This window comes from Pirellulimonas nuda (assembly GCF_007750855.1).
In the GTDB taxonomy this organism is placed as follows: domain Bacteria; phylum Planctomycetota; class Planctomycetia; order Pirellulales; family Lacipirellulaceae; genus Pirellulimonas; species Pirellulimonas nuda.
Map to the genome: position 1 here is coordinate 4,677,501 of NZ_CP036291.1, position 21,902 is coordinate 4,699,402.

General features: G+C 66.7%; 19 protein-coding genes. 13 read left to right on the forward strand and 6 right to left on the reverse strand.

Going from position 1 to position 21,902, the window contains the following annotated elements:
- Positions 1-47 precede the first annotated feature (47 nt).
- Positions 48-1,163, reverse strand: coding sequence for an NHL repeat-containing protein (locus tag Pla175_RS18210; RefSeq protein ID WP_145288475.1), 1,116 nt, complete (start codon positions 1,161-1,163; stop codon positions 48-50).
- Positions 1,164-1,257: 94 nt separating this feature from the next.
- Positions 1,258-1,749 carry a dihydrofolate reductase gene (locus Pla175_RS18215; RefSeq protein WP_197526964.1) on the reverse strand — a complete coding sequence of 164 codons (492 nt, stop codon included), beginning with the start codon at positions 1,747-1,749 and terminating at the stop codon, positions 1,258-1,260.
- Here Pla175_RS18215 and Pla175_RS26195 point away from each other — a divergent pair.
- The 11 genes from Pla175_RS26195 to acpS all read left to right on the forward strand — a co-directional run bounded on the left by Pla175_RS26195 (position 1,718) and on the right by acpS (position 13,012).
- Entirely contained in the window at positions 1,718-2,209 is a 492-nt protein-coding gene (locus Pla175_RS26195) for a hypothetical protein (RefSeq protein WP_197526965.1), read from the forward strand. The two genes, Pla175_RS18215 and Pla175_RS26195, sit on opposite strands and share 32 nt — an antisense overlap.
- Positions 2,210-2,219: 10 nt before the next feature.
- A complete protein-coding gene (locus Pla175_RS18225; protein ID WP_145292153.1) occupies positions 2,220-3,101 on the forward strand; it encodes a DUF1559 domain-containing protein in 882 nt (293 codons plus the stop codon).
- A 27-nt stretch (positions 3,102-3,128) separates the two neighbouring features.
- Positions 3,129-3,563, forward strand: coding sequence for a carboxypeptidase regulatory-like domain-containing protein (locus Pla175_RS18230; RefSeq protein WP_145288484.1), 435 nt, complete (start codon positions 3,129-3,131; stop codon positions 3,561-3,563).
- 200 nt (positions 3,564-3,763) lie between these two features.
- Complete coding sequence (locus tag Pla175_RS18235) at positions 3,764-5,485, forward strand: PEP-CTERM sorting domain-containing protein (protein ID WP_145288488.1); 1,722 nt, start codon at positions 3,764-3,766, stop codon at positions 5,483-5,485.
- Between the two features lie 360 nt (positions 5,486-5,845).
- Positions 5,846-7,558, forward strand: coding sequence for a chaperonin GroEL (groL, locus tag Pla175_RS18240; RefSeq protein WP_197526966.1), 1,713 nt, complete (start codon positions 5,846-5,848; stop codon positions 7,556-7,558).
- A 142-nt stretch (positions 7,559-7,700) separates the two neighbouring features.
- Positions 7,701-8,000, forward strand: coding sequence for a co-chaperone GroES (groES, locus tag Pla175_RS18245; protein WP_145288492.1), 300 nt, complete (start codon positions 7,701-7,703; stop codon positions 7,998-8,000).
- Positions 8,001-8,113: 113 nt separating this feature from the next.
- Positions 8,114-9,733 (forward strand): chaperonin GroEL, encoded by a 1,620-nt coding sequence (gene groL, locus Pla175_RS18250; protein WP_145288494.1) that lies wholly within the window; start codon positions 8,114-8,116, stop codon positions 9,731-9,733.
- Positions 9,734-9,897: 164 nt separating this feature from the next.
- The gene (gene dnaJ / locus Pla175_RS18255) at positions 9,898-11,034 is read left to right on the forward strand and encodes a molecular chaperone DnaJ (RefSeq protein ID WP_145288497.1); all 1,137 of its coding nucleotides are present in this window, start codon (positions 9,898-9,900) and stop codon (positions 11,032-11,034) included.
- A 115-nt stretch (positions 11,035-11,149) separates the two neighbouring features.
- Entirely contained in the window at positions 11,150-11,722 is a 573-nt protein-coding gene (locus Pla175_RS18260; protein WP_145288501.1) for a nucleotide exchange factor GrpE, read from the forward strand.
- 61 nt (positions 11,723-11,783) lie between these two features.
- Positions 11,784-12,500, forward strand: coding sequence for a hypothetical protein (locus Pla175_RS18265; protein WP_145288505.1), 717 nt, complete (start codon positions 11,784-11,786; stop codon positions 12,498-12,500).
- Between the two features lie 113 nt (positions 12,501-12,613).
- Entirely contained in the window at positions 12,614-13,012 is a 399-nt protein-coding gene (acpS, locus tag Pla175_RS18270) for a holo-ACP synthase (protein WP_145288509.1), read from the forward strand.
- A 154-nt stretch (positions 13,013-13,166) separates the two neighbouring features.
- Here acpS and lysS read toward each other — a convergent pair whose 3' ends face one another.
- Complete coding sequence (lysS, locus tag Pla175_RS18275) at positions 13,167-14,798, reverse strand: lysine--tRNA ligase (protein ID WP_145288512.1); 1,632 nt, start codon at positions 14,796-14,798, stop codon at positions 13,167-13,169.
- A 228-nt stretch (positions 14,799-15,026) separates the two neighbouring features.
- Between lysS and Pla175_RS18280 the strand changes: the two genes are divergently transcribed.
- A complete protein-coding gene (locus Pla175_RS18280) occupies positions 15,027-15,788 on the forward strand; it encodes a hypothetical protein (RefSeq protein WP_145288516.1) in 762 nt (253 codons plus the stop codon).
- Here Pla175_RS18280 and Pla175_RS18285 read toward each other — a convergent pair.
- From Pla175_RS18285 to Pla175_RS18295, 3 genes are all read right to left on the reverse strand, one after another.
- The gene (locus Pla175_RS18285) at positions 15,770-16,147 is read right to left on the reverse strand and encodes a DNA polymerase ligase N-terminal domain-containing protein (protein WP_145288518.1); all 378 of its coding nucleotides are present in this window, start codon (positions 16,145-16,147) and stop codon (positions 15,770-15,772) included. The genes Pla175_RS18280 and Pla175_RS18285 overlap by 19 nt on opposite strands.
- Positions 16,148-16,258: 111 nt before the next feature.
- Positions 16,259-18,583, reverse strand: a complete 2,325-nt coding sequence (locus Pla175_RS18290; RefSeq protein ID WP_145288521.1) for a DUF11 domain-containing protein — start codon at positions 18,581-18,583, stop codon at positions 16,259-16,261.
- Positions 18,584-18,819: 236 nt separating this feature from the next.
- Positions 18,820-19,038, reverse strand: coding sequence for a SlyX family protein (locus Pla175_RS18295; protein ID WP_145288524.1), 219 nt, complete (start codon positions 19,036-19,038; stop codon positions 18,820-18,822).
- 262 nt (positions 19,039-19,300) lie between these two features.
- Between Pla175_RS18295 and Pla175_RS18300 the strand changes: the two genes are divergently transcribed.
- A complete protein-coding gene (locus Pla175_RS18300) occupies positions 19,301-21,838 on the forward strand; it encodes a PEP-CTERM sorting domain-containing protein (RefSeq protein WP_231954537.1) in 2,538 nt (845 codons plus the stop codon).
- Positions 21,839-21,902 lie beyond the last annotated feature (64 nt).

Here is a 21,902-nt window from a genome sequence, read left to right on the forward strand (position 1 = left end):
AACTGACGGAGCTTCAACGGCACGCCCTCACGGGGTTTGATCGGGCGCTACTGGGCGACGTGCTCCAGCACCGCGTAGCAGCCGGGGTTCCAGCCGTAGCACAGCACGAACAGCTTGCCGTCGACCACCACGCCCGCCGCGTTGTGGATGTGTTGGAAAAGCTCGAGCCCCAGGTCCTCTTTCGGCTTGAGGACCGACGCCACCTTGTCTCCGCGGACGATGTTCACCACCCCCGGGGCGCCCCCTCCCCCGACCAGGCAGCCGACCACCATCAGCCGCTCGCCGTTGAAGTCGACCAGGTCGACGTCGCACGGGTTGGCGCCCACCATGTCGATGCCGGACACAAACTCTCCCTGCTGCGTGAGCTTCTGCACCCACTGCCGCTCGCGGTCGGCGATCATCAACGTGTCGTCCTGCGGGTCGAGCGTCACGCCGTGGTTGGTGGAGAACTTCCCCTCCTGCTGACCCGGGCCGCTCACGGCGCCCCCGAAGTAGCGGTCGCCGTAGGCGGCCGCCGCCAGGTCGGCGGTCAGATCGGCGGTCAGCACGAACTTGCCCGACCCGTAGCCGTCGCAGATGTACAGCACGCCGTCCGAGCCCAAGGCGGTGTCGGTCGGTTTGTAGGCGTTCTTAGGCGCCCCCTTCTCATTCTTGGCCGTGTAGTGGTCGTTCACCTCTGGGCGGCCCAGCGTGGCGACTTCGGCGCCGTTGAGCTTAACGATGTGCACGCGACCGCCGTTGGGGTCGGGCAGCACCAGGCGGCCCCCGTCGGCGTCGATGTACGTCGTGTTGTGCAGCGCGCCGCCGGCCAGCCGGGGGGCGTCTGTCACCAGCGTCTTGTCGCGTAGGTCGGCCGAGATCCGCACCAAGCCGGTCCCTTCGAGGCCGAAGTAAATCTCGCCCGTCGGGGTCTTGGCGAAGCCGCCGTGGGCCTTGGCGATCCCTTTGCCAATCTCGTCGGGCAGCTTGCTCAGGTCGGCCCGGTAGCGGAACCGGAGGTCGCCAGTACCCGTCACCGCGTCGGGGGCGGCGGTCGTGACCTGGAGGGTCGGCTGGTTTGCAGCGGGCACGTGCGTGTGTCCTTCGTGAGCAGAACATGCAGCGACGATCCAGCACGGCGCCAGCACCATCGCAACGCTCCGCCGCTTGGTTGAGTCGGTCACTTGAAGCCTTGTTTCTATCGGGCCGTATTCTTAGGAAACCCTCTTCCGACGAAGCGCCGTCGGCGTGGGAATCGCCGGAGGTCGCGTGTCCGGCTCAGCCCGGCGTCTCGCCGGCGCCCGCGCGTAGCCACCGCCGAAAAACGTAGCGCGGCTCGTCCCGCTGCTCGACCAGCCTCCAACCGGTGCGGTCGAACTCGGGAAAATACGCGTCTCCGGCGAACGCCCCCTTGATCGTAGACAAGCGGAGCTCGTCCGCCAGCGGCAAGCACTGAGCGTACACCCCGGCGCCCCCGCCGCAGAACACCGGCTTAGTGTAGCCGCAGGCCGCGGTCAGTGCCGAGGGGAGGTCGCGCTGCACCTCGGCCCCCTCGACCGAGCCCGCCGTCCGGCTCAACACCACCACGTGCGCCGCGGGCAGGTCGGGGCCGAAGATCTCCCACGAGCGCCGCCCCATAAGCAGCGTCTGGCCGCGGATGGCGTCGAGAAACGTCTCGTACTCTTCCGGCACGTCCCAGGGCATCCCGTCGCCGGCGCCCAGCACCCGCGTGTCGCTCATGGCGGCGATGATGATCAGCGGCGAACGCAAGACGGGCCTCCCCTGCCAGATTCTTGAGACGGGACCGGCACGGCGACGGGCGCCTGAACCCGCCACGCGGCGACTCCATGCATCGGAGCAGAAGCACGCGTGCGAGGCTATCCCGCTGGGTCGCGACGAAAACTTGTGCACGCTTCTTCCCAATCCGCCAATAGCCCTGCAATACGCCGCCTTGAAAACGGCCGTCATGAAAGATGTCGGCTTCAAACTGCAAAAACAATCTGCAACAAACTGCCTACAAAGCACAAAAAAACGTTGCAAACGGTCGCTTCGATCTGATACAACAACAAAAGGTTCCGAAGAAAAGTATTACTTTTCCGAAATGGTTTCCGCTCTTTTCCGTCTGCAGTATTTCCCGGTTGTTCCTTTTCTACTCGTCGCCGACGCCCTAGCGGCCACGCGTGTCCGCAGCGCTGTGTGCTTGACTCATCCAAGCGGCCAACTCATCTAGAGGAGATCCGATGACGGTTCGAAGCGATCGTCGGCATGCGTTTACGCTTGTCGAGCTGCTGGTAGTGATTGCGATTATCGGCATCTTGGTGGCGATGTTGCTCCCCGCGGTACAGTCGGCCCGCGAAGCGGCCCGCCGGATGAGCTGCAGCAACAACCTCAAGCAGCTCGCGCTGGCGGTGCAGTTGTACGAGCAAAACGCCGGGACGTTCCCCAGGGCGCGGACCCACAACGCCAACACCGGCGTCACCTGGGCGGTAGAGATCATGCCGTACATCGAAGAGCAACCGGCGTACGACGCGTGGGACAAGGCTAAGTTCAACTTCCGCAACGCCCCGGCCCAGCTCCGCGAGCAGCACATCGACGCCTACTACTGCCCGTCGCGCCGCCAGCCGATGCTGGCGACCGGCGAGCAGAACGTGGGGGGCAACACCAACTCTGTACCAGGCGCCTGCGGCGACTACGGAGTCAACGGCGGCTCGAACATCCAGAGCAACTACTACAGCAACAACAACGGTCCGTTCCTGCCGCGCCCCAACATCAACAACCCGCAGACCCTGAAGACCTACAAGACGCTTACCGACGGCACCAACGTAACGATCCTGTTCGGCGAGAAGCACGTGCCGGAATCAGACCTGGGCCGGGCCTACTACGATCGGTCGATCTACGACCCCAAAGATACCGAGACCATCGCGCGCCCCGCGGGGCCGAGGTACCTGCTGGCGAAATCGATCGACGAAAGGTTTTTTGAACAGTTTGGGTCTGCCCACCCGGCGGTCGTACAGTTTTGCTTCGCTGACGGCCACGTGAGCGCGTTAGAGACCGACATCGATGGCACGACGCTGCGCTACCTAGCAGAGATCGCCGACGAGCAGATCATCCAGTTCGAATAAGATTCAACGCTGAGATAGGGGAATCGTATGCAAAGCCGGCCAAGCGTCCGGGTGATTTGCGCAAGTATCGCTTTGTTGATTGGGTTGGTCGGTTGCGGGGACGGCTTGGACCTTCAGCCGGTGCGCGGCAAGGTTACGTACGACGACGGTTCGCCGTTGCCCGATGGCGCCGTTGTATGTGAACTGGTCGATCAGATGCCCCGTCGTAGCGGAAACGCCTTCATCCGTCCCGATGGGACCTTCGAGTTCGGCACCCGCAAACCAGGGGACGGGCTGGTTGTGGGCAAATACCGGGCATTGGTGCGTCCCCCTGCGTTCCCGGAGTCAGAAACCGCGAAGAAGAATGCTTTTCTTGATCAGATCTATACCGACTGGGACACTTCCGGGCTGGAGTTCACCGTAGAGCGCGGCAAGAACGAAGTCGAGTTCACGGTCAGCCGACCGAAGAAGAAAAAAAAGTGATCGTCGCAAACGTGTCGCCGTAGTCCCAACCACAGGAGCTAAACACAGGAGTCCGACGCCCCCAACAATCTACCGAACCGTCGCTACCCTTCGGTCGATGACGCCTCTTCTCTTGTGCGCCCCGCTCGCGCTGCGCCACTGTGGCTCGCTAGGCCGTGCGGATGCGCGCTTTCGATCCTACTTCTTTGGGAGAACTTGTGATGCCTGCCTCTTTCCTACGAGCCCCTTCGTTGCCCCGCGGCCGGACGCTGCTAGCGGCCGCTGCCCTGCTCTGCCTCGCCTCGGGCGGCGCCCACGCTCAGATCGTCGCCTTTTCTGAACCGTTCGACAGCGCCGACAGCACGGCGACCCAGTTGGAAGGGAGGTTCATCCAGAATACGGGCGCGATGTGGAGCGTGATCCCCGGCTTCCAGCCCGGTCTGCCGACACTCGCCTTTTGGGAAACCGGCGACCTGATGTTCGACGGCGTAACGCCGTTCCCCAACAAGCGGGCCACCTTCTTCGTCGAGAGCCAGACCGGGGATCGGAACGGCAACCCTAATTTTCCGGAGGTTCCCGAAACAACTACGTTCCTAACGGACGACGGCTTTACGATGCTCGACGCCTCGGTGAACTGGCTGACGGGCACCGACGGGACTACGCCGCTGAACATTCAATTCGCTGTTGAAGGAGGCGCGGGCGGCGTCCCGCTGCGGACGTTTGACCAGGCGATGCTCAACCATATGACGGCAAACGGCCACACGGTCACGGTCACCGATGCCGACACGCCCTACGATGGCACGTCCAACCTGCTGTTTGTCGCCGCGTACAACGGCGCTCCAATTGCGGACAACGGGGGTTATAGGGACGCCAACGTGCCGATGCTGTCTGGTATGTTCCACAGGTCGCAAACCTTTGGTTTCGCGTCCCAACGTGGCGAAAACACGAACAATACCATCAACATCGACATCGTCCCGGGCATGGAAGGTCACCCGCTGGCCGCCGGCTTCAGCGGTGAGGTGACCGTGATCGATCCCGACGCCCAGCGTCAGCGGTTAACGCGAATTACTCGCCCCAACCAGACGTTGGCGGCCTCAACGAAAGTTGTCGCTACGACACAACGTGTCAACTTCGGGATCCCGGTCGATCCGGTGACGATGGAGCCGACCGACTTCACCGGTTTTGAAGGGGCTGGATACCTTCGCGGCGGCACCGTGGGCGACGTGCTCGGAGGCCCTGGACCCCGCGTCTACGCCCCCGCCACTACCTTCGACACTTCGGCCCTGGAGAACCCACGCTTGACGATCGACTTAGGCGCCACCATCGGGGAGGATTTTGCTGGGCCGTTTGAGAACAAGATCGACGCCGACCTCGCCGGCGTCCCTTTCGATTACCTGCGGATCTTGATCGATAGCGACGACGACCAAGTCTTCGAGACGCTGGCCGAGTTCCTTCCCAAATCGAACATCGGCGACATCGACTTTAACCGCATGGCGCTAGCAATCGACGTCAATGCAGAGATCTACTCCACCGTCCTGGGCTTGGAGCTGCAGTCGTTTGAGTTCGCTTTGCCGTCGGCCGCCAACCTGGCGTTACGGATCGAGGTCGTGAACAACGGCGGCGTCGAGTTAGTCGCCATCGACAACTTGAAGATCATCGGCGACGGCGACCCCGGCGGCGTGGTCGGCGACTACAACGGCGACGGCATGGTTGACGCCGCCGACTACACCGTCTGGCGCGACAACCTGGGCCAGCCCGCCTCGGCGCTCGGCGCCGGCCGCGACCCACTGGTCACCGACCTGAATGTCGTGCAGGCCGACTTCGCCTCTTGGAAGAACGCCTTCGGCGGCCCGGCGGTCGGCTCGACCGGCGTCCCCGAGCCCTCCGCGTTGGCGCTGCTGGCGCTGGCGGCCGTGGCCGGCGTCGCCTGCCGGCGGAAGTAGGCACAAAAGCATTGCTACCGCGAGCCCGCCGGCGCAGGTGCGTCGGCGGGCTTTTTTCGTGCCCATGCCGCGTCCGCCGGCGCGGCCGCCGGGCGGCGTGGCGGCCCGGGCCGCCGGGTCTGTCAGATTGGCAGCATTTCTCCGGCCCCGCCGCGGGCGGCGCCTCGTCACTGGCCGCAAGTCCCTGTAAGATCACGGCTTGCAGACCGTCGGGCGGGGCTGGCACAAGGATTGCTCACTGCCCCGGCACGCCAAGTTCGGCTGCCATCCGATGCACGACGAACCGACGCCGCCCCGGCAGGCGTTCGGGAACACCAAATCTCTCGCAGACATTCCGCAACCCCTTAACGAGGTTACCACGTGGCCAAGCAGATGGTCTTTGATGAGGACGCCCGTCGCCCACTAGCGGCCGGTGTCGAGAAACTGGCCCGCGCCGTCCGCAGCACGCTGGGCCCCCGTGGCCGCAACGCGGTGCTCGACAAGGGCTGGGGCTCGCCCAAGGTGACCAAGGACGGCGTAACCGTCGCCGAGGACATCGAGCTGAGCGACCCCTACGAGAACCTGGGCGCCCAGCTGGTGAAGGAAGCCGCCAGCAAGACCAACGACATCGCGGGCGACGGCACCACCACCGCCACCGTGCTGGCGCAGGGCATCTTCAGCGAAGGCCTGAAGATGATCGCCGCCGGCGCCGACCCGATGGCCCTGGGCCGCGGCATCCAGCGGGCCGTGGCGGCTGTGAGTGAGCAGCTCACCAAGCTCTCCGAGCCGGTCGACATCAAGAACAAGAAGAGCCTGCAGCAGGTCGCCACCATCGCGGGGAACAACGACCCCGAGATCGGCAAGGTGCTGGCGGACGCCTTCACGCAGGTCGGCAAGAACGGCGTCATCACCGTCGACGAGGGCCGCGGCGCCGAGACCACCGTTGAGGTGGTTGAGGGGATGCAGTTCGACCGCGGCTACCTGTCGCCCCACTTCGTCACCAACGAAGACGACATGGAGGCCGAGCTGGAGAACTGCCAGATCCTGGTGTTCGAAGAGAAGATCTCCAGCGCCAAGACGATGGTGCCGCTGCTCGAAGCGGTCTCCAAGAGCGGCCGCCCGCTGCTGATCATCGCCGAAGACGTTGACGGCGAGGCGCTGGCCACCCTGGTGGTCAACAAGATGCGCGGCATCGTCAGCGTCTGTGCGGTGAAGGCCCCCGGCTACGGCGACCGCCGCAAGGCGATGCTGGGCGACATCGCCACGCTCACCTCGGGCACCGCCATCTTCAAGGACCTGGGGATCAAGCTGGACGGCGTTCAGCTATCCGACCTGGGCAAGGCCAAGAAGGTGATCGTCTCCGGCGACAAGACGACGATCGTCGGCGGCGGCGGCTCCAAGGACGCCATCAGCGGCCGGGCCGACCAGATCCGTCGTGAGATCGAGAACACCGACAGCGACTACGACCGCGAGAAGCTGCAAGAGCGGCTCGCGAAGCTCGCCGGCGGCGTGGCCCAGATCAAGGTGGGCGCCGCGACCGAGAGCGAGATGAAGGAGAAGAAGGCGTTGTTCGACGACGCCCGCTCCGCCACCCAGGCGGCCCTGGAAGAGGGGATCGTCCCCGGCGGCGGTGTGGCCCTGCTGCGCTGCGAAAAGGTTCTCGACAAGGTCGCCAAGGAGCTCGAAGGCGATGAAGCGATGGGCGTGCTGCTGGTCAAGAACGTGCTGGACTACCCGCTGAAGTACATCGCCGAGAACGCCGGCGTCGACGGCGCCGTGGTGGTCAACCGCGTCCGCAAGCTCAAGGACAAGAACGAGGGCTACAACGCGGACAAGGACGAGTACTGCAACCTGGTCGAAGCCGGCGTGATCGACCCCGCCAAGGTGACCCGCACCTCGCTGCAAAACGCCGCGAGCGTAGCGGCCCTGCTGCTCACCACCGACTCGCTGATCACCGAGATCCCCAAGGAAGAAGAGGAAGGGGGTCACGACCACGGCCACGACCACGGTATGGGTGGCATGGGCGGAATGGGTGGCATGGGCGGCGGCATGGGAGGAATGGGCGGCATGGGCGGCATGCCGGGGATGATGTAGCAGAGAAGCGGTCAGCTATCAGCTTTCAGCGGTCAGCTTTTCGCAAGCGGGCCCCAGAAAGCCTTGTAAAGCTGACTGCTGATCGCTGAAAGCTGAAAGCCAACGTCGCTTAGGCGACTTTCAAACTCAAAGGAAACTATCAATGGCCAAACTCAACCTGCGTCCGCTGGACGACCGTGTCATCGTTCACCCGCTTGATGCCGAAGAAGTCACCGCCGGCGGCATCGTGCTGCCGGACGCCGCCCGGGAGAAGCCGCAGCGCGGCAAGGTGGTGTCGGTCGGCCCCGGCAAGCTGCTCGATTCGGGCGCGCGTGGCGAGCTGTCGGTCGCCAAGGGCGACGAAGTGATCTACGGCAAGTACGGCGGCTCCGAGGTAGAGATCGACGGCCAGGAGTACAAGATCCTTCGCGAGAGCGACATTCTCGCGAAAGTCGTCAGCTAAAGGATGAGTGATGAATGATGAGTGATGAATAGCCCGCAAATTCGCGCGCCGTTCTCGCCTTTATTCATCATTCATCACTCATAATTCATCAATCAGCGAACAGGAGCCTTCACGTGGCTAAGCAATTAATGTTTGACGACGCGGCGCGGGCGAAGATGATCGCCGGCGTCGACAAGCTGGCGGACGCCGTGGCGGTGACCATGGGCCCGACCGGCCGGAACGTGATCATCAAGAAGAGTTTCGGCGGACCGACCGTCACCAAGGACGGCGTGACCGTCAGCAAAGAGATCGAGCTCGAAGACCCCTTCGAGAACATGGGCGCCAAGCTGGTGCACGAGGTCGCGGACAAGACCTCCACCCTGGCCGGCGACGGCACCACCACCGCCACCGTGCTGGCCCGCGCCATCCTCAAGGAAGGCGCCCGCAACGTGGTGGCCGGCAGCAACCCGATGGCCGTCCGCCGCGGGATCGACAAGGGGGTCGAGGCCGCCGTGGCCGAGCTGACCAGCATGTCGAAGAAGGTCTCCAGCAAGGAAGAGATCGCCCAGGTCGGCTCCATCAGCGCCAACAACGACCGCGTGATCGGCGACCTGCTGGCCGACGCGATGGAGAAGGTCGGCAAGGACGGCGTGATCACCGTCGAAGAGGGCAAGACCACCGAGACCACGCTCGAGCTGGTTGAGGGGATGCAGTTCGACAAGGGCTACCTGTCGCCCTACTTCATCAACCAGCCCGCCGACATGCAGTGCGTGCTGGAGGACGCCTACCTGCTGATCCACGAGAAGAAGATCAGCAACCTGCGCGACCTGCTCCCCGTCTTGGAAGCGGTCAGCCAGAAGGGCGCCCCGCTGCTGATCATCGCCGAGGATATCGAGGGCGAGGCCCTCGCCGCCCTGGTGGTGAACAAGCTCCGCGGCGTGCTAAACGTGGCGGCCGTGAAGGCGCCCGGGTTCGGCGACCGCCGCAAGGCGATGCTGGGCGACATCGCCACGCTGACCGGCGGCACGCTGATCAGCGAAGACCTGGGGATGAAGCTCGAAAACGTCGGCATCGCCCAACTGGGCCGCGCCAAGAAGGTGACTATCGTCAAGGACGACACCACCATCGTGCAGGGCGGCGGCGCCACGGCCGACGTGAAGAAGCGGATCGAGCAGATCCGCAAGAGCATCGAGAACACCACCAGCGACTACGACCGCGAGAAGCTGCAAGAGCGGCTCGCGAAGCTCACCGGCGGTGTGGCCATCATCTCGGTCGGCGCCTCGAGCGAGGCCGACATGAAGCAGAAGAAGGCACGCGTCGAAGACGCCCTGCACGCCACCCGTGCGGCGGTGGAAGAGGGCATCCTGCCCGGCGGCGGCGTCGCGCTGCTCCGCTGCAAGGAAGCCGTCGAGGCCGCGCTCAAGGCGGCCAAGGGCGACGAGAAGATCGGCGTTTCGATCGTGCTGCACGTCTTGGACGCGCCGCTCAAGCAGATCGTCTCCAACGGCGGCCTGGAAGGGAGCGTGGTGGCCGACGAGGTGGCCGGCAAGCCGAAGAACACCGGCTACGACGCCAACGCCGGCGAGTACGTCGACATGTACAAGGCGGGCATCATCGATCCCGCCAAGGTGGTGAAGACCGCGCTCACGAACGCGGCCAGCATCGCGGGCCTGATCCTAACGACCGAGGCGCTGGTCACGGGCTACGACCCCAAGGAAGCCGACAAGAAGGGCGTGGTCGGCAGCATCCGCTAGCCGAGACTCGTTTTACCGATCGACCGCCGGGCCACACCGCCGCAATGCGGGTGGCCCGGCTTTGTTTCACAAAGGGCTTTCAGCGGTCAGCTATCAGCTTTCAGCTCAAGGGCCGCCAAGAAAGCTGACCGCTGATCGCTGAAAGCTGACAGCTCCTTAGACGCATGCCAACCCAACGCGACTACTACGAAGTCCTCGGCGTCGAGCGCAACGCGAGCGAAGCAGAGATCGCGTCTGCGTACCGCAAGATGGCGGTGCTGCACCACCCGGACAAGAACCCGGGGGACGAGGGCGCCATCACGCTGTTCAAGCAGGCGGCCGAGGCGTTCGAGGTGCTCAACGACCCCGAGAAGCGCAGCCGCTACGACCGCTTCGGCCACGCCGGGGTGAACGGGTCGGGGCACGCCGGCCACGGGTTCGGGAACGTTGAGGACATCTTCTCTGCGTTCGGCGACATCTTTGGCGACCTGTTCGGCGGCGGCGGGCGGCGTGTCCGCGCCGGTCGCGACGTGCGGAGCGACGTCACCCTCACGCTGCACGAGGCGGCGCTGGGCGTCACCAAGCGGGTCGAGTTCGAGCGGCACGAGACGTGCGCCACCTGCGCCGGCAGCGGCGCCGCCAAGGGGAGCAGCCGCCAGACCTGCGGCTACTGCAAGGGGCACGGCCGCGTGATCCAGTCGGCGGGCATCGTCCGCATGCAGGCGGTCTGCCCCAAGTGCCGCGGCGCCGGCTCGACCATCGACTCCCCCTGCCGCGACTGCCGCGGCAAGGGGTCGCGTCTGAAGAAGGTGGTGACCGAGGTCGAGATCCCGGCCGGCGTCGACGACGGCACCCGGGTCCGCATCGTCGGCGAGGGGGAACCGAGCCCCGACGGCGGCCCACGCGGCGACTGCTACTGCTTTATCGCCGTGCTCGCCCACCCGCTGTTCGAGCGTGAGGGGCAGCACCTGGTGTGCCGGATCCCCATCACCTACACGCAGGCGGCCCTGGGCTGCGAGTTGGAGGTGCCCACCCTGCAGGGCAAGGGGGAGATCACCATCCCGCCCGGCACGCCGTCGGGCGAGGTGTTCCGCATGGCCGGCAAGGGGGTCGCCGACCCACGCCGCAGGGGCTTGGGAGACCTGCTGGTTCAGGTCATCATCGAGGTCCCCAAGAAGCTCACCGGCGAAGAAGAAACCCTGCTGCGGAAGCTGGCCAAGCTAGAGCACAAGAACGTGGCGCCCGAGCGGAAGAGCTTCTTCCAGAGCCTGAAGGAGTACTTCACCCCGGATGAGCATGTCGGGGCAGAAGCAGACGAATAGGACGCGGATCTGCCCGGATGAAACGGATTTTCGCAGATCCAGTTTTGCTTTCATCCGCGTGAATCCGCTTTATCCGCGAAGATCCGTGTTCCATTCTTTGACTTAGAACAAAACTATGGCCAAGCAATCGACCCCAGACGATGAACCCGTCGACGGCCCAGGCGTTGAGGCCTACACCGGCCCGGAGGCCGAGCCGGTGATCTTTGACCCGGCCGAACCCGAAGGCCTTGAGGCGGACCTGGCCGCGGAGAAGGACCGCAACCTGCGGCTGCAGGCCGAGCTGCAGAACGTGCTGAGCCGCAAGTCGCGTGAGGTGGCCGAAGAACGCAAGTACGGCGCGCTCCCGCTGATGCGCGACGTGCTGCCGGTGCTGGACAACATGGACCGCGCGATCCAGGCGGTCGAGAAGAAGGACGGCGAGCTCACGCCCGAAGGGGCGAGCCTGCTGGAAGGGTTCCGGCTGGTGAAGCAGCAGCTTGTCACCGTGCTTGCCCAGCACGGCTGCGAGCCGATCCCGGCCGAAGGCGAGGCGTTCAACCCCGAGCTGCACGCTGCGATCCTGCAGCAGCCCTCCGCGGAGCACCCCGCGGGCGTGGTGATGATGCAGACCGAGGCCGGCTACCAGTTGGCCGGACGCGTGGTGCGGCCCTCGCAGGTGATCGTGTCGTCGGGCCCCGCGCAAGCTTAAACCGGGCGCGTGAGGGGCGCCGACGCCCCAGCTCACCCGGTTACTTCTGCAGAGAAGCCTTGTGCCACCTACCCCACAACTCGACCACGGCGCCCCGTCCTTCTGGTCTTGGAGGCTAGGCGCTACGGTTGCGGGCGGTGGGATCTGCGGCGTGGTGCTGAGCATCGTCACCACGCTGCTCGCGGAGCTCGGCGTGGCGCCGTTGGGGCTCACGTCGCTGGCGCTCGGCGCCGTGATCGGCCTGGCCGCGGCCGGCACGGCGTGGCTGTACTTGTACGGCAGCCGAGCCGGGCTCGTGTTCGCCGCCGCCGGGGTCGGCGGGTTCTCTGCGGCCATGCAGCACGCCTGGGCCTACTTTGTGTACGTGCAGCGGTGGCGGCTCAACCGGATCGAGAACCCGCAGGTCGCCCTGTTCCGCCCCGACGACCGCCCGCTCGACTTCTCCGACTACTTGTGGTCCGACGCGACCCCCGCCAACCTGATTTGGTGGACGGAGGACGTGCTGCTGGCGGCGCTCGCGGCCGGCTGTGTGGCGTGGCTGATCCGCCGCAACTGGGCCTACTGCGCCGATTGCCTGGGCTGGTACACGCTGAGGTGGCGCGGCCCGATGGGCGCCCCCGACGCCCCCGAAGCCGCCCGAGGACTCGAAGACGCGCCCGCAGACGCCAGGGTGACCGTGCAGTCGTGCACGCAGCAGTGCGGCCCGTGGCGCGTTGAGTTACGATGGGACGAGAACGGCAAACAGCGCGTCCAGCGGCGCTGGGTCAAGCAGGATTGAGACCAGGGCTTGCGCCGCTAGACCGGGGCCGGGGGCGGGGACGCCCCGGCTCGCACGCTTTGCTCGCCCCTCACCCCTCGACTCTCACCCCTAACCCCTAATCCCCGCCCTGCATGGCGATCCTCGGCGTTGGCGCCAATATCATCGAATGCCTGCGGATCGCTCAGATGATCGAGCGGCACGGCGAGCTGTTCATCACGCGGGTCTACACCGACCACGAGATCGAGTACTGCAGCGCCCGCAAGGCGGCCACCCAGCACTACGCGGGGCGCTGGGCCGCTAAAGAGGCGGTCCTCAAGGCGCTGGGCACGGGGCAGCTCCCCGGCATCCGCTGGCGCGACATCGAGGTCCGCAGCGGCAAGAACGACGCCGCGCCCCCCACCGTGCGGCTACGCGGCGGCGCCAAGGAGCTGTTCGAGAGGTCGGGCGCCCAGAAGATCCACCTCACCCTCAGCCACTGCCGCAGCCACGCCGTGGCGTACGCGGTGGCCGAGGGGCGATCGGTCGATTAACCACGGAGCCACCCAGAGCACTGAGACGGAAGGAGAATAGAAACCGCCGATAAGCGCAGATGAACGCAGATCTGAAAATCGCTATATCGGCGTTTATCCGCGTGAATCTGCGGTTCCTCTTCGTTGCGTCTCAATACGCTCTGTGACTCAGTGGTTAACCCTTCTCCGGCCGCAGCAGCGGGAACAGGATCACGTCGCGGATGGTCTGCGAGTTCGTGAGCAGCATCACCAGCCGGTCGATGCCGATCCCCAGTCCGCCGGCCGGGGGCATGCCGTTGCGCAGCGCGCGGATGAAGTCGTCGTCCATGCGGGCCATCGAGTCTTCTTCGGCCATGCCCGAGAGCTGGCTCTTGAAGAGCTGTTCTTGCAGGTCGGGGTCGTTCAGCTCCGTGTAGGCGTTGGCGACCTCCATCCCCTTGATGAACAGCTCGAACCGCTCGGCGACCGCGGGGTCGGACACCTTGCGCTTGGTCAGCGGGCAGATGCTGGCCGGGTAGTCGGTGACGAAGATCGGACCCACCAGGGCGTCTTCGACCTTCTCCTCGAAGACGGCGTTCTTGATCACGTCCGGGTGCTTCCCCCCCGTGTCGATCCCGAGCGACTTCGCCAGCTTCGCGACGCCCGCCTCGTCCGCAGGATCGACCCCCGTATGCTCCAAGAACAGCTCGTTGTAGGTGCGCCGTTCAAACGGCGGCGTAAAATCAATCGTCTCCTCCCCCCAAGGCAGCACGTAGCTGATCTCGTCCGCTGCACCGCCCTGCGCGTCCCCCAGCCCCCAGCCCCCGCGGCTCTGCCGCGCCACCCCCAGCCCCCCGGCACCCAGCACGCCGATCGCTTCGCAGATGATCCCCTCCGTCAAATCCATCATCGAGCCGTAATCGCCGTAGGCCTGGTAGACCTCCAGCATCGTGAACTCGGGGTTGTGCTTCGGCGAGATCCCCTCGTTGCGGTAGACGCGCCCCAGCTCGAACACCCGCTCGATGCCGCCCACCAGCAGCCGCTTGAGGTGCAGCTCGAGCGCGATGCGCAAGAACAGGTCGATGTCCAGCGCGTTGTGGTGCGTGGTGAAAGGCCGGGCCGCGGCGCCCCCGGCGATGGCGTGCAGCGTGGGGCCCTCGACCTCAACAAAGCCGCGCTGCGCCAGCGAGTCGCGCACGCTTCGTACGATGCGGCTGCGGTTCAGGAACCGCTCGGTCACGCCGTCGTTGTACGCCATGTCGACGTACCGCTGCCGCTGACGCACCTCGGGGTCGGTGAGGCCGTGGTGCTTCTCGGGGGGGGACTCCAGCGCCTTGGTGAGGAAGGTGATGCTCTCGGCGAAGATCGACAGCTCGCCGGTGTTGGTGCGGCCCAGCATGCCGTCGACGCCGATCAGGTCTCCCAGGTCGAGCTGCTCGACGACGGGCCAGCTATCGCCCACCTGCTTCTGGCCCACCATCAACTGGATGCGGCCGGTCATGTCTACCAGGTCGATAAAGATCAGCTTGCCCGCCGAACGGAGCAGCCGCACCCGGCCCGCGGCGCGGACCTTGGGCCCGACCACTTCTCCCTTGCCCTGGTCCGCCTTCCACTGGCGGAAGTTGAAGTCTTCTGGCTGGGCGGCGAAATCGGGCAGCGGGACCTCGCTGCCGTCCTCCAGGCGGTAGACGATTTCCTCGCTGCGGTCGCGGAGGGCGCCGGTGAGCGTGTGGTCGTCGAAACGCTGGCCCCAGGGGTCAACGCCCAGCGCGGTGAGGGCCTCAAGCTTCTGCCGTCGGGCGGCCAGCGGGTCGGTCAGGTCGGACATAGATTCATCGTCAGGGGTGCCATGCCCACGCTAGCGTGGGCATGCGACTTCAGGGAAACAGCCGGCACTCGCAGCGGCCGGCACGCCCACGCTGGGCGTGGGCATGGCACCCAGAAGGTGACCGCTGAGGGCCGTCTGGTCAACGGAGGTCGAAATTGACCCAGGGCGCCCAGCTTCCTACGATTCGACCTGCCGGTCACGCCCCCCCCTCCTTGCTGGAATGTGGTCTTGAAGCTCTGGCTGCGTCGTATCGCGATCGCGTTGGGCCTGTTGCTACTGGTCGTCGGCGGGGCGCTGGTCTACCTGCACCGTCTAGCGACCGCCGAAGTAGCCGAATACCAGGCCGTTTTGCAGGCCGACCCCGCGGCGCTCGAAGAAGGCCGCAAAGAGCTCGAGAGCCAGTCCTTTGCAACGTTTAGCGACGCCCAGAACCCCAGCGCCTGGGCGCTTGCCGTGACCCCCGACCAGGTGAACGGCTGGTTGGCCGTCCGTGCAGAAGATTTTGCCCCGGACCTAAAGAAGGCAGGGGTCCTCGACCCACGGGTGCTGTTTGACCCGGAAGTGGTGTCGGTTGTGTTCCGGCTACAGACCGAGGCGCTCGACAGCGTGGTCACCGTCCGGCTGCAACCGGTGATCACCACGGAGAAAGAGATCGGCATTATCCTGGTCGGCGCCAGCGCGGGCCAATTGCCGCTGCCGACGTCGCAGATCGTCGAGAGGCTTAAGCAAGCGACGGCGGGCCTCGACCTGCCGCTCAAGTGGCGGCAAGACGCCGGGCGTCCGATGCTGCTGGTCGACTTCGAGCAGATCGTTTCGTCCGGCCATGTTCATCGAGAGATCGACGCGATTGTCGTGACGCCGGAGTTCCTGCGCGTCAGCGGCGAAACATTGGTAGGCCTCCCGGGCGAAGTTCCCAAGGACTGGCCGGCCCCCGACGAGACGCAAGAACCGGCGCCGACGGGCGAGGGTGATCACCCTCCGAGCGAGTGAGTGGCTGGGCTGTGCGCGAGCGTCCAGCGGTCATCGTCTGCTAACGTCAGCGTCAGCTCGCCCGCCAGGTCGCCCGAGAGCAATCGCACGCACGCTTCTTGGGCGCTGTACTTGCTCCAGACCAGCTCGCCTTGCGCCACGCGCGACACCTCGCCGCGATCGCCGCTGACGGGGCCTTCGTAATCCAGGTACGCCACCCGGTGATCGGCGAGCCGCGTTGCCGCAACGGCTTCTTCGGGTGCAGGGAGTTCCAGCAGCGACCAAGTGACCAGCACGCCGTCGCGCTCCAGCATCAGGTCCCAGTGCGGGCCGTCGCGGTAGTCGGGGGGGCAATTGTGGCGGAGCAGGACGTAACGCATCGCGTCAGCCTACCCCAAGCGAGCCGGGGCGTCCCCGCCCCCGGCGTGGTGGAAAAGTCGCGACATCTATCCAGACGCGCCGGGGGCGGGGACGCCCCGGCTCGCTTGCGTTTAACGCGGGCTGATCTGCAGCGGCGCCCCTTCGATCGTCACGGGGGTCGGCTGCGCTTGGGTGGCGATTTGCGCCCGCACCGCCGCCGGGCCCGCGGCCGCAGCTTGCACCGGGATGGTGATCGTCAGTTGCTCGCCCGCCGCCATCGAGGCGATCGGGGCGAACTGGATCCACGGGGGGTTGGGCGAGGGGGCGGTCGGCGACTTGATCCCCGCAAGGTTTGGCTGCAAGCCCGCCGGCATCTCTACCCGCACGCTCACGCCAGTCTGCGGCGTCGGGCCGTTGGTGAGGTAGACGTACACAATGGAGTTCTGCCCCACCTGCGTCCGCCCGCCGGTGAAGTCGATCTCTACCCCGATCGGCGAGTTGGCCGGCCCGCCGGCGCCGTCGGCGGGCGACACCCGCCCCGGCGGCAGCACCTCGATCACCCACGGCATCGACTTCTCCGGCGTACGGTCGGCCCGTGCCGAGAGGATGATCTGCGCCTGCGGGTTCGGCTGGTCGCACACCCCTACCATCGCGAACTCCTGCTTCTCTCCCGGCTCGAGCCGCGACAAGATCCAGCGGAACGTGCCGTCCGATAGCTGTGTGCTGCCGGCCTGCGCGCTGGTGGGCCGCAGCGCCGGGTCGTACCGCAGCTCGACCACTAGGTTCTCGACCGCTACCTGGCCGACGTTCTCGACCACCGACTTGTACTCAAACTCCTGACCCACCTCGGCGCGGGCGGTGCCGACGGCGTTGATCCGCAGCTCGGCCTGCACCTCGGTGGCGTCGACACAGAGCCGCTCATAGGCTTCACTGGCGCCGTCGGCCGTCACGGTCACCTCGTTGCAGTGCCGCCCCGGGCCGGTCACCTCAAACGGCAGCCGCACCCGCTCGCTCTCGCCCGGCTTGAGGTCGGGCATCTGGTTGTACTCCAGCTTGCGCGAGCCGTTCTGGTCGATCGGGCTGGTAAGCCCCGCGTCGAAGCGGTCGCGGACGGTGATGTTCTTGGCGACGCCGTCGCCGCGGTTGCGGACAGTGATCTCTACCTCGAACGAGTCTCCCACCCGCAACGACCCCGGCGTGTTCTGCTTGAGGGTCACTTCCAGCTCGGGGCGGCCCGTGTCGCTGGGGATCTGGACGGGGGGGCCCGTGGGCGCCGGCACGACATACTCGGGCGGGAGCGACGGCGCGGGCTCCGTCGGCGACGGTGGCACGGGCTGCGACGGCGTTGTGCCCGGCAGCGGGCTCGGCGTCACCACCACGGGGGGGCCCATCGGGCCGCTGCCGCTCCAGGTGACCGCCGTGGCGCCGCTGGCGACCTCGACGCGCGGGCTGGCCGCAACGCCCGCCTGCTCGGGGCGGACGATGGTGACGCGGATGTTGGACGTGCCGCCGCCGGGGTTCACGGGGGCGACCTCCATGCTGGCGCGGCCGCGGTTGTCGGTGGTCGCTTCGGCCACCGCGCCCGCTTGGTAGCCGAGCCGGGCGGCGCCGTCCTGAGACTCGTAGCGCACGATCCAACCGGCGATGGGGGCGCCGTCGCTCTGGCGGGTGACGGTGGTCACCAGCGTAGCGGGCTGGCCCGCGGCCGCGCTCACGGGGCCGGGGAACTGCCACTGGGCGTCGACCCAGTACACGATGGCGGTGGCCCGTCGGCTGGGCCAACCATCCACGGCCGGCGCGAACGCAGTGACGTAGCTGGTCCCTTCCGCGGGGCTGGTGAGGGTGACCCACGCGTCGCCACGGCGGACCTGCAGGTCGTCGCTGGGGTCGTCGGTGCCGCGCCGCAGGCAGGTGTGGAACGGCGACGTGTAGCCCACCACGTACTGGTTGTCGATTTTCTTCGGCACGCTCCACGGCAGGCGGGCGAAGTCGCGTTCCCCCTGCTCGCCCACCGTGACAAACTCGCCGCTCCCCTGCTGGCCCAGCATCCACTCGATGCGGCGGTTGGCCTTAAGGTAGTTGTCGTCGCCACAGATGCCGGCCCGCAGCACCACCTCGGTCCCCACGGGGGCCAGCAGCCGCTCGGGGGTCATGACGACGCGTTCGCCGGGGGGCTGGGCTACCGGCCCGGCCGCGGCCGCCGGCGTCGCGGGGCCAAACATCAGGTCGCCGAGCCCGTCGCTGGCGTTGGAGTACACCGGGGGCGCCACGACGTTGCCGGCGGGGGCGCCCCCCTGTCCGTACGCGGGGGCGACCGGGGCGGGGGAAGCAGAAGACTGCGGGAACACCAGCAGCCGGTCGCCGGACGGGTCGATCCGCGGCAGCCCCGCGCAGCCCAGCGCCATGACCGCGACCAGCGCGGCGAGGGGCTTCAGGGCTCGCAACAGTTTCCGCACGGGTGTCCGCCGTCCTTGTCGTTCGCGGTCTCCGCAGGGGCTGCACGGGTGCGCAGCGGCCCGGCTCGGAGACCAAGGCTGCGAAACTCTACCGCCTAGAACGGTCGCATGATGCGAAAACACCGCAGGTCGTGGTGACTTTTGGCAACGTGCAGCGCCGTCTGCGCAGGGTGTAACGGTTGTAAGCAAACTCGGGTGCGTCGGGCCCCCAAGAATGCGTCATGCAAGCGCCCGCGTCAGTAGTGCGGCGGCTTCTCGTGCGGCAGGGTCTGCCCGGCGTCGACGCGTTCTGCGAGCCGGCCCGCGAGCGTCCGCAGCGCTTCGAGCTCGCGCCTGAGCCGATCGATCTCGCCCCCCTGCTCGACGACCGCGGAGTTGAGCTGGTCGAGCAACTGCTGCTGATGGGCGAGTAGTTCCTCGAGCCGCGTGAGCTGGTCGCGCTGTTCACCTTGCATCGTTGTTCCAGCGGTTTGGGGCGGCAGGGCCGGCGGCCCGCCGCTGTGTTGATCGTCATCGCGCACGCGCCGGAGGCGCCGCGATCGCGCGCAGTCCGGCGGCCTGCCGTATCGCGCTACAAACTTAACTCTAGATTCATCGACCGTTCACCTACGCCTACATCTCCGCTGATACAACATCGCCCAACGACCGAGGCCGGTCGCCGCGCACGATGCCGCGGGTCGGCAATTTATCCCTACTGAGGAGGCGATTGTGAAGGTAATGTTGGCGCGGATTGTGATGGTCGCGGCCGCTGCGGCCGCGGTGCGGGTCGAAGCGATTGAGCACGCGCAGGTGTCGATCGACGCGTTCGGCGCCGCGACCAAGACCGGCGGGACCGCCGGGTTCTTCCTCGACCCCGGCGCCGTGGTCGGCGAGACGCCGATCCGCATCGGCGCCAGCGCCGCGGACGACGCGGCGGGGGGCGTGCTCATCTCTTCGGTCGCCGAGCGGGGCCGTCCCGACGCCACGCACGTCACCGGCGTGCAGTTCGCTACGGCGGGCACGGTCAGCGACGACGACCCCCTCTCCCTCAACACGCGCAACGTTTCTGGCGGCCTTTCGATCGTCACCACACGGGCCGGCGCCGCGGGCGATCTGCTCGATCCTCCGTCGCCCATGCCCAATGCGGGGCAGCCATTCGGCGCAAGCTTCGGCGCCGGCTATTTTTCCTTCAGCGAGGGCTGGATCGGCGGCACGCTCTCCAGCTCTACCGTCAACCCCAACGGCACGTTCGGCGCCCTCGACACGTTGACCGGCTCGGCCGGCGTGACGGTGGACGTCGACGCCTTCGGCGTTGGCTACCACCGCGTGAACATCCCGGGCGTTTCCGACCCGTTCCAGCAGGGGATGCTGGTGACCAGCGCGGCCTCGAACGTCGGCCGGTTCACCAATGTCCAGCCCGCGCCCGACCGCAACGGCTACATCGTCTCCACAGTCGATAACGACGGCTACTTCGAATTCGACCCGGGCTCCGATCCAGACATCGTGAACGAGGGAGACGGCGTCGCCACCCCGTTCTCGTTCGCCTTCATCCCCGCCGGGCAGACCGGCCTGACCGCCGCCACCATCAACCCCAGCTTCACCCAGAGCCTGGGCGACGTCCGCGGCTACTCCCTGTTCGAGACCGGCGCCGGCTACAACCTCACGACCGTCGGCACGGGCGAGTACCGCCTCACCGTGAACGGCGGCTCCCCGTCGCAGGGGACGCTGCTGATGAACGGCGTGCCGCTCGCCTTCCCGGGCGACAACGCCCTCACCTACCAGGCCGACGGCGACGGCTGGCTGATCCTGACCGAAGACATCGAGGCCGACTTCCTCACGGGTAACGGCACCACCCTGAACGAGCTGGACGGCCTCGGCCAGGGCCACGACCTGGCGACCCCCTACTTCAGCTTCGCCTACCTGCCGAACGAGGGCGCCGCGACCGCCGCGGCGGCCATCCCCTCGGCCGACAGCTTCACGCGGCTCAACAAGAGCAGCATCACGGCCTGGAACGCGGTGGTGACCGCGCAGAACAACGACAACAACGTCGGCGACGTGCTGCTGACGGTCACCGAGCAGACCCCGGGCGCCGGCGTCGTGGGGCTGGGCAACCAGAAGGGAGACAACAGCTACGCCGCCTACGGCCAGCCGCTCGGCACCGAAGACGGCATCATGTTCGCCACCATCAGCGAGGGCCTGCGGGACAACTCCAGCGTCGGCGGCTTTAACGAGTTTGGCGAGGTCGGCACCAACGTGTTCAGCGGCTACTGGGCCGTGATCACCGCCACCGCCGACGGCAGCCCCCAGGGCGAGCACAACGTCAACCACGCCGTGGCGTTCTTCGGCCGCGACTCTGGCTTCCGCATGGAGGCCGCCGTCGACATCCCGAATGTCTCGGGCGTCGACCTCGACCAAGAGAACACCGTCGTCTCGTTCAGCGGCGTGAACTCCCTGACCGACGGCGTGCTGATCGCTACCCCCTACGGCAACGACGACAACTACCTGGTCGCCGAGCCCCAGGCCGACGGGGCTGGCTGGAAGGTGCTCGAGTTCGACAACAGCACCACCGATGGCGCCGGCTCTGAGCCCGACAACTTCAGCTACGTCTACCTCCCCTACGAGTCGGAGAACCTGATCGCCGGCCTGGTTAAGCTCGATGGCTCCTTGGCCTCGTCGACCGCGGGCGCCGGCGTTGAGTGGACCCTGACCCGCGAGGAGGACGGCTTTAGCCTGCCGCAGTACCGGTTGTCGATCGCCGGCAAGACCACCGCCGACGGCATGCTGCTGCTGACCAGCACCGGCCGGTTTGCGGCCGAGGCCAACCTCGACAACTCGATGATCTACGAGACCGACCCTACGACGGGCGATTTCTTGATCCGCGGCCTCGACCACATCGCCAACGGCGACACGGGCTTTGTGAACTATGAGGAGGCGGGCTTCATGTTCGCCTACATCGATTACGCGGCCCCGCCCATCGCGCCGCTCCCCGACGAACTGACCGGCGACTACAACGGCGACGGCTTTGTTGACGCCGCCGACTACACCGTGTGGCGCGACAGCGTGGGCACGAGCAACGTGCTGCCCGGCGACCTGGTCGGCGGTGTGATCGGAAACGACCAGTACCAGCAGTGGAAGGACAACTTCGGCGCGTCGCTGGCCCAAGGCGCAGCGGCAAGCCAGGCCGCGGTGCCCGAGCCCGCCTCGCTGCTGGGCATGTCTGCCGCACTGGCCGCCGTGGGCGTGCTGAGCCGGCGCCGCCGCCCGCTGGTGGGCTGATCTTTGTGTGATTCGCCACGAGGCCGCCCCCGGTTCGGGGCGGCCTCGTTTCTTGGGGCCGCCA